The sequence below is a fragment of the Rhodoferax sp. genome, from assembly GCF_023701345.1.
GTDB lineage: Bacteria > Pseudomonadota > Gammaproteobacteria > Burkholderiales > Burkholderiaceae_C > Rhodoferax.
In genome coordinates this window covers 1-6140 of record NZ_JAMPXE010000163.1, presented here as the reverse complement: position 1 = coordinate 6140, position 6140 = coordinate 1, and the positions used below count along the sequence as shown (strand labels likewise).

Sequence of the window (6140 nt, the reverse complement as noted above, 5' to 3'; positions counted from 1 at the left end):
GATGGATGAGATGCTCGCCCCGCAGCTCATCTGCCTGATCGGTGCCGAGTGCACCGGCAAAAGCAGTTTGGCGCCAGCCCTGGCGGCGCATTTTGGCGGGCTCTGGGTGTCCGAGCATGTGCGCGAATTTTGTAACCAGAATGGCCGCACGCCCAGGATGGACGAGCAGGCGGGCATCATGCGGACCCAGTTTGAGCAGGAAGAACAGGTGGCCGCACAGGCCCGGCAAGCAGGCTGCGACTATGTGTTTTGCGACAGCGCGCCGCTGCTCACCGCCGTCTACAGCGACCATTACTTTGCAGACCGGTCACTTTTTGACTGCGCCCACGTCCTGCACGCGCGTTATGCGCTGACGCTGCTGTTGTGCCCGGACATTCCCTGGCAGCCCGATGGCCTGCAGCGCGAAGCAGAAGCGGTGCGCGCCACCGTCCACAGCCGGGTGCAACACGCGCTGCAAGCCATGCATGTGCCCCATATCGAAGTGGGCGGCCAGGATGACGCGCGCCTGCAGGCCGCGATTCTGGCGGTGGAGACGCTCACGCGCTGAAAAATAATGGGGGTCAAAGTCCAATTAATTCTGCCTTGCCTCATTTTTTTGATTTGTTGGCGGCAACATAAAATCACAGCGCCTGCCGTTTTTCGTGCGGCCAAGGACGTGGAGGTGTCAGCTTGACAAATAGCATAGACAAAGAAAATACCAAAAAGGCGTTAACCAGCCAGACTTTGGTGCGCGGCCTCGATGTGGTTGAAGCCGTGGCCGATGGGCCGCTCAGTATTTCCGGCATCGCACAAAAAACCGGTATCACTTACGGCACGGCGCACCGGATCGTCTCGGTGTTGCTGCAGCGCCATTATCTGAAGCCGGATGGCGGCAAGGGCTATTCCTTGGGCCGAAAAGTCCTGGAACTGGGCTTTATGGCTTTCCATCAAACCGGGCTGACGCGCATCTCGCACCCTTTCCTGGATCAGCTTGCACGCGACACGCTGGACACCGTGCATCTGGCACGCATCGAGGGTGATTCAGTGATCTATCTGGACAAGATTTCCAGCCAGCGCTCAGTGGAGATCAGCTCGCGCATCGGTGGGCGCAAACCGCTCATTTCGACTGGCGTGGGCAAGGCGCTGATACTGGATTGGAGCGAAAAAGAATGGGCTGAGCTGTATCACCGCGATGCGTCCTTGTTGCGCGAAAAAATAACGCTGGCGCAATGGTTGACCTTGTTGCGTGGCTATGCGCAGGGCGGTTATTCCTTTGACCTTGGCGAAGACGTGCACGCCATTCGCTGTGTCGCTGCGCCCGTGCGTGATGGCAGCCGCAAGATTGTGGCCGCCATTAGTGTCTCCAGTACCCTGGAGTACATGGGCGCCGAGCGCATGCATGCCTTGATCCCCGTGGTCAAGGACGTGGCTGCGCAAATCAGCGCCGAGCTGGGAATGCGTGCATGAAGACCGGCTGCCGGCACTTTCGGATGAGGCGGCCGTCGCGTATCTGACTCACAGGATTTTTCCGGGATTCAGGATGTTGCCCGGGTCCATGGCGTTTTTCAGGACTTTCATCAGCGCCATTTCTGCCGGACTGCGGCTATGGCCGAGCCACTGTTTCTTGTGCAAGCCAATGCCGTGCTCGGCCGACACGGAGCCGGAGAAGTCGCGAACAATGGCGTAAAACGCCTCTTCCAGCTGGTGTTCCGTGGTGCCGTCTTGAGGAATGGGGCCGACCACCGCATGGATGTTGCCATCTCCCACATGGCCAAAGAAAACGACTTTCAAGTGTGCAAAACGCGCCGTCATGACGGCCATGAGTTTTTCTACGCAGTTGCCAATTTTGGAAATCGGCACGGACAAGTCGAAGTTGATGGTTGGGGCGTTGACTTGCAGCATCTCGGACACCGAGTCACGCAAGGCCCAGAAGTCTTGCGTTTCGGCATGTGACTGCGCAATGGCGGCATCCAGCACCCAGCCCTGTTCCATGGCCTGTTCCAGCATGGCCTGAAAACGTTCAGCCTCGGCCTCGGGTGTCGCACCTTGCATGTCCAGCAGCACGTAAACCGGATGGTGTGCAGGCAGTGGCGCCCGGCTGCCTGGCATTGCTATGGCGGCGCGGTAAAAATCAGGCCACATGACTTCAAAAGCGCTGACTTGACCCGAGAGCGATTGCTGAGCATGGCGCAGGAATTGCACCACGGCATCGAAATCGGTCAGGGCTACCAGGGCCGTGTTGGCACCAGACACCCCCGGGTGCAGCCGCAGCACGGCCTGGGTAATGACGCCCAGCGTGCCTTCACTGCCAATGAACAAGTGCTTCAGGTCGGGGCCCGCATTGTTCTTGACCATCTGGTTCAGCATGGAGAGCACCGTGCCATCGGCCAGCACCACTTCCAGACCCAGCACCAATTCCCGCGCCATGCCGTAGCGGATCACGCGATTGCCGCCGGCATTGGTTGAGAGGTTGCCGCCAATCTGGCAAGAGCCGCGCGCTCCCAGATCAAGCGCATAGAAAAATCCGGCTTGCTGCGCCGCTTCCTGGATGACTTGCAGGGGCGTGCCGGCCAGCACCGTCATGGTGGCCGAGCCGGTGTCGATGGCGGTAATGCCGCTCATGCGTTCCATTGACAAAACCACGCTGCCCTCGCTCGGAACCGCACCGCCGGCCAGGCCCGTAAGCCCGCCTTGCGGCGTCACGGCTTGCCCATGGACATGGCAGATGCGTAAAACCTGTGCCACTTGCTGCGTGTTGCGTGGTCGCACCAGCGCCAGCGGAATGCCACCGCGTTCATCGCTCCAGTCTTTCAGGTATTTCGCACTGATCTGGTCGCCGCTGAGGACTTCGGTTGCCCCAAGTTCCTGCTGGAGAGCAACCACCACCGGGACGGCGAAGTCGGTTGGTGTCGAGTCGGTGAAGGGCGTCAGTTGGGAGGTCATAAATGCCGCTTTCTGGTGTTAAATTTGCACATGTTGAAAGAAGGTTTTAATAGTTGACATAATTTTAGACCAGCAACTAAAATTCCGCGGTTGAAATCATCAGCCAGCATGATTCACCGTTAGCCAATTTCATAACCCAGGAGTCAATCAACATGATTTTTAAAAAACCTCAACAGTTGTCACGCCGCGTCGCCATGATGCTCGGCCTCTGTGCTTTCTCTTTTGGCATCGCAAGTCCGGCGATGGCTGCTGAAAACATCGTGCTCAAGGTAGGCCATGCCGCAACAGCCACCAACACCGGCCACCTGGCCCTGGAGTTCCTGGGCAAGGAACTCAAAGACAAGACCAAGGGTCGCGTCAGCATGGAGATCTTCCCGAATTCGCAACTGGGCAGCGAACGCGAACTGGTTGAAAGCATTCAGTTGGGCAACGTCGACATGGCGTTTGTCTCTTCCGCCTTGCTGGGCAACTTCAACAAGCAATTCTTTGCGCTGGACATTCCTTTCATGTTCAAGGACCGCGCCGGTGTTTATCGCGTGCTCGACGGCGAAATCGGCCAGGGTCTGCTCAGCAGTCTGGGCAAGGTCGGCATTCAGGGTGTGGGCTATTGGGAAAACGGCTTCCGCCAGTTGACCAACAGCAAGAAGGTCATCAAGGCCCCTGAGGACCTGAAAGGCATGAAGATGCGCACCATGGAAAACGAGGTGCATATTGCCGCCTGGAAAGCCATTGGCTCCAACCCCGCACCGCTGGCTTTCGGTGAACTGTTCACCGCGCTGCAACAAGGCACTTTTGACGCGCAGGAAGGCCCGATCAACCTGTTCTACGACATGAAGTTCCAGGAAGTTCAGAAATTCATCACCAAAACAAACCACGTCTATTCACCGTTTGTGGTGTTGATCAACCCGGCTGTGTACAAGCGCTTCAGCGAAGAAGACAAGAAGATTTTTGCCACCGCCTTCAACAATGCCAAGACTTACCAGCGTGACCTGGCTCAGAAGGCCGATGCCAAGGCTGAAGCCGCCATGCCCAAGGTGACCTTCACCACCCTGACGCCGCAAGAGTTCGCGAAGTTCTCCGAAAAAATGGGCCCGGTCTACACCCAGGTGAAGAAAAAAGTGGGTCCGGAAATCGTTGACAAGATCGTGGCTGAAGTCAACAAGAAGTAATTTCGTTTCATCGCTTCTTAATTGTCCAGATACGTCGCGGCAAGCGGTTTGCCGCGACGCTTGACCGGACAAGGAAATCACATGTTCAAAATCATCGACAAAAATCTGGAAGAAGTGCTTCTGGTGTTTCTGCTGTCGCTCATGTCCGTGCTCATTGGCATTCAGATCATCATGCGCTACGTGGTGCAGGAGTCCCTGACATGGTCAGAAGAGCTGGCCCGCTATTGTTTCATTTGGGCTACTTACATCGGCGTGAGTTACGCCGTCAAGGTGGGCGCCCACATCCGTGTTGATGCCATCACGAACATGTTGCCAACGTCGACCCGGCGCTATGTGAACCTGTTCTCGTATTTCATGTTTATCGTCTTTGCGGCGTTGGTCATGAAGGAGAGCTATGCCTTGACCGCAAAAATCTTCAGCTTTGGTCAGGAGTCGTCTGCACTGGGACTGCCCATGGGCTATGTCTACATGGCGCCCACGGTAGGTTTTGGCCTGGTGGTCTTTCGGATCCTTCAAAAAATGGTCGAAGAAGTACAAATGATTCGCAAGGGAGATCAAGAATGATTTCACTTTTGCTTTTTGGGCTTTTTCTGGTCTTGATGCTGACCAGCGTTCCGATTGCCATTTCCCTGGGACTGGCTGCCACCGGGGCATTGTTTTACAGCGGCAAGGTGAGCAGCAGCTTCATCGCGCAAGGGTTGGTCACCTCGATCGACTCATTTCCCCTGATGGCGGTGCCGTTCTTTATTCTGGCGGGCGACCTGATGGGCCATGGCGGGTTATCCAAGCGCCTGCTCAATGTTGGCAATGTCCTTTTTGGCCGCTTCACTGGTGGTCTGGCCATCATCGCCGTGGTGACCTGCATGTTCTTCGCGGCCATTTCCGGCTCGGGTCCAGCCACCGTGGCTGCTGTCGGCACGATTTTGTTGCCTGCCATGGCGCGTGACGGTTACCCCAAGGGTTTCTCGATCGGTCTGGTGGCTTCAGCCGGGTGCATGGGCATCATCATTCCACCCAGTATCCCGATGGTGATCTACGCCACGTCGTCCAATGTGTCGATCAGCGAAATGTTCTTGGCTGGCGTGATTCCAGGCCTGTTGATTGGCCTGTCCCTGATTGCTGTGGCCTACTACAAATCGAAAAAAAACAACTACCGCGGCAACCACAAAAAATATTCGGGCAGGGAAATCATGGCAGCGGTCAATGATGCCAAGTGGGCGCTGCTGGTGCCAGTTATCATTCTGGGCGGCATTTACGGTGGCGTTTTCACACCAACCGAAGCCGCCGCCGTGGGCGTGATTTACGGCTTCATCGTTGGCGTCTTCGTCTACAAGGAACTCCAGTTCAAGGACTTGTACCGCATCATTGCCGGTTCGGCGCTGACCTCGGCCTCCGTCATGATCATCGTGGGTACCGCCACCATCTTCGGGCGCGTGCTGGCCATCGAGCGCATTCCGGTCATGATTGCCGAATCCATCGTGCAATTGACTGAAAACCCCATGTTCATCTTGCTGCTGATCAACCTGTTGCTGTTGTTTGTCGGTATGTTCATGGAAACACTGGCCGCCATCATCATTTTGACGCCCATTCTGCTGCCCGTGGTGATGGCTGTCGGCGTGGATCCGGTGCACTTCGGCATCGTGATGATTGTCAACTTGGCCATTGGTCTGGTGACGCCACCGGTGGGGGTGAACCTGTTCGTGGGCGCACGGGTGGGCGGATCCACGCTGGAAGCGGTATCCAGGGGCAGCATTCCCTTCCTGATCGCGATGTTCGTCATTCTTATGCTGGTGACCTACGTGCCGTCGCTGTCGCTGTTCCTGCCTGAACTCATGGGCCTCTAAGTCCAGTCGACTGAAATCCTCTTAACCAATTTAATCCACAGGACCAACCATGTCTCAAAAAATCAAATGCGCCCTGATCGGCCCCGGCAACATTGGCACCGACCTGCTGGCCAAGCTGCAACGCAGCCTGGTTTTGGAGCCGGTCTGGATGGTCGGCATCGACCCCGAATCCGACGGCTTGAAACGCGCCCGCGACATGGGCATC

At 56.7% G+C, this 6140-nt stretch carries 6 protein-coding genes and 1 pseudogene; 6 read left to right on the top strand and 1 reads right to left on the bottom strand.

The genetic code is table 11. The annotated features are described in order from the left end of the window. Both NDI87_RS15920 and NDI87_RS15915 read left to right on the top strand, forming a co-directional pair. Window positions 1–547, top strand: a 547-nt coding sequence (locus tag NDI87_RS15920) for an ATP-binding protein (RefSeq protein ID WP_296276453.1), incomplete at its 5' end; no start/stop codon positions are given. A gap of 122 nt (window positions 548–669) precedes the next feature. Further along, window positions 670–1446 (top strand): IclR family transcriptional regulator, encoded by a 777-nt coding sequence (locus tag NDI87_RS15915; RefSeq protein ID WP_296276452.1) that lies wholly within the window; start codon window positions 670–672, stop codon window positions 1444–1446. A 48-nt stretch (window positions 1447–1494) separates the two neighbouring features. Here the strand turns inward: NDI87_RS15915 and NDI87_RS15910 are convergent, their stop codons facing one another. Next, on the bottom strand, window positions 1495–2922 hold the full coding sequence (locus NDI87_RS15910) for an FAD-binding oxidoreductase (RefSeq protein WP_296276451.1): 1428 nt from the start codon (window positions 2920–2922) through the stop codon (window positions 1495–1497). 152 nt (window positions 2923–3074) lie between these two features. Here NDI87_RS15910 and NDI87_RS15905 point away from each other — a divergent pair, with 152 nt between their 5' ends. From NDI87_RS15905 to NDI87_RS15890, 4 genes and pseudogenes are all read left to right on the top strand, one after another. Beyond that, window positions 3075–4091, top strand: coding sequence for a TRAP transporter substrate-binding protein (locus NDI87_RS15905; RefSeq protein ID WP_296276450.1), 1017 nt, complete (start codon window positions 3075–3077; stop codon window positions 4089–4091). A gap of 81 nt (window positions 4092–4172) precedes the next feature. Beyond that, a complete protein-coding gene (locus NDI87_RS15900) occupies window positions 4173–4655 on the top strand; it encodes a TRAP transporter small permease (RefSeq protein WP_296276449.1) in 483 nt (160 codons plus the stop codon). Then, the gene (locus NDI87_RS15895) at window positions 4652–5935 is read left to right on the top strand and encodes a TRAP transporter large permease (RefSeq protein WP_296276448.1); all 1284 of its coding nucleotides are present in this window, start codon (window positions 4652–4654) and stop codon (window positions 5933–5935) included. Before NDI87_RS15900 ends, NDI87_RS15895 begins: the two co-directional genes overlap by 4 nt. A 49-nt stretch (window positions 5936–5984) precedes the next feature. Next, window positions 5985–6140 (top strand): annotated as a pseudogene (locus NDI87_RS15890) (acetaldehyde dehydrogenase (acetylating)); the annotation flags it as partial.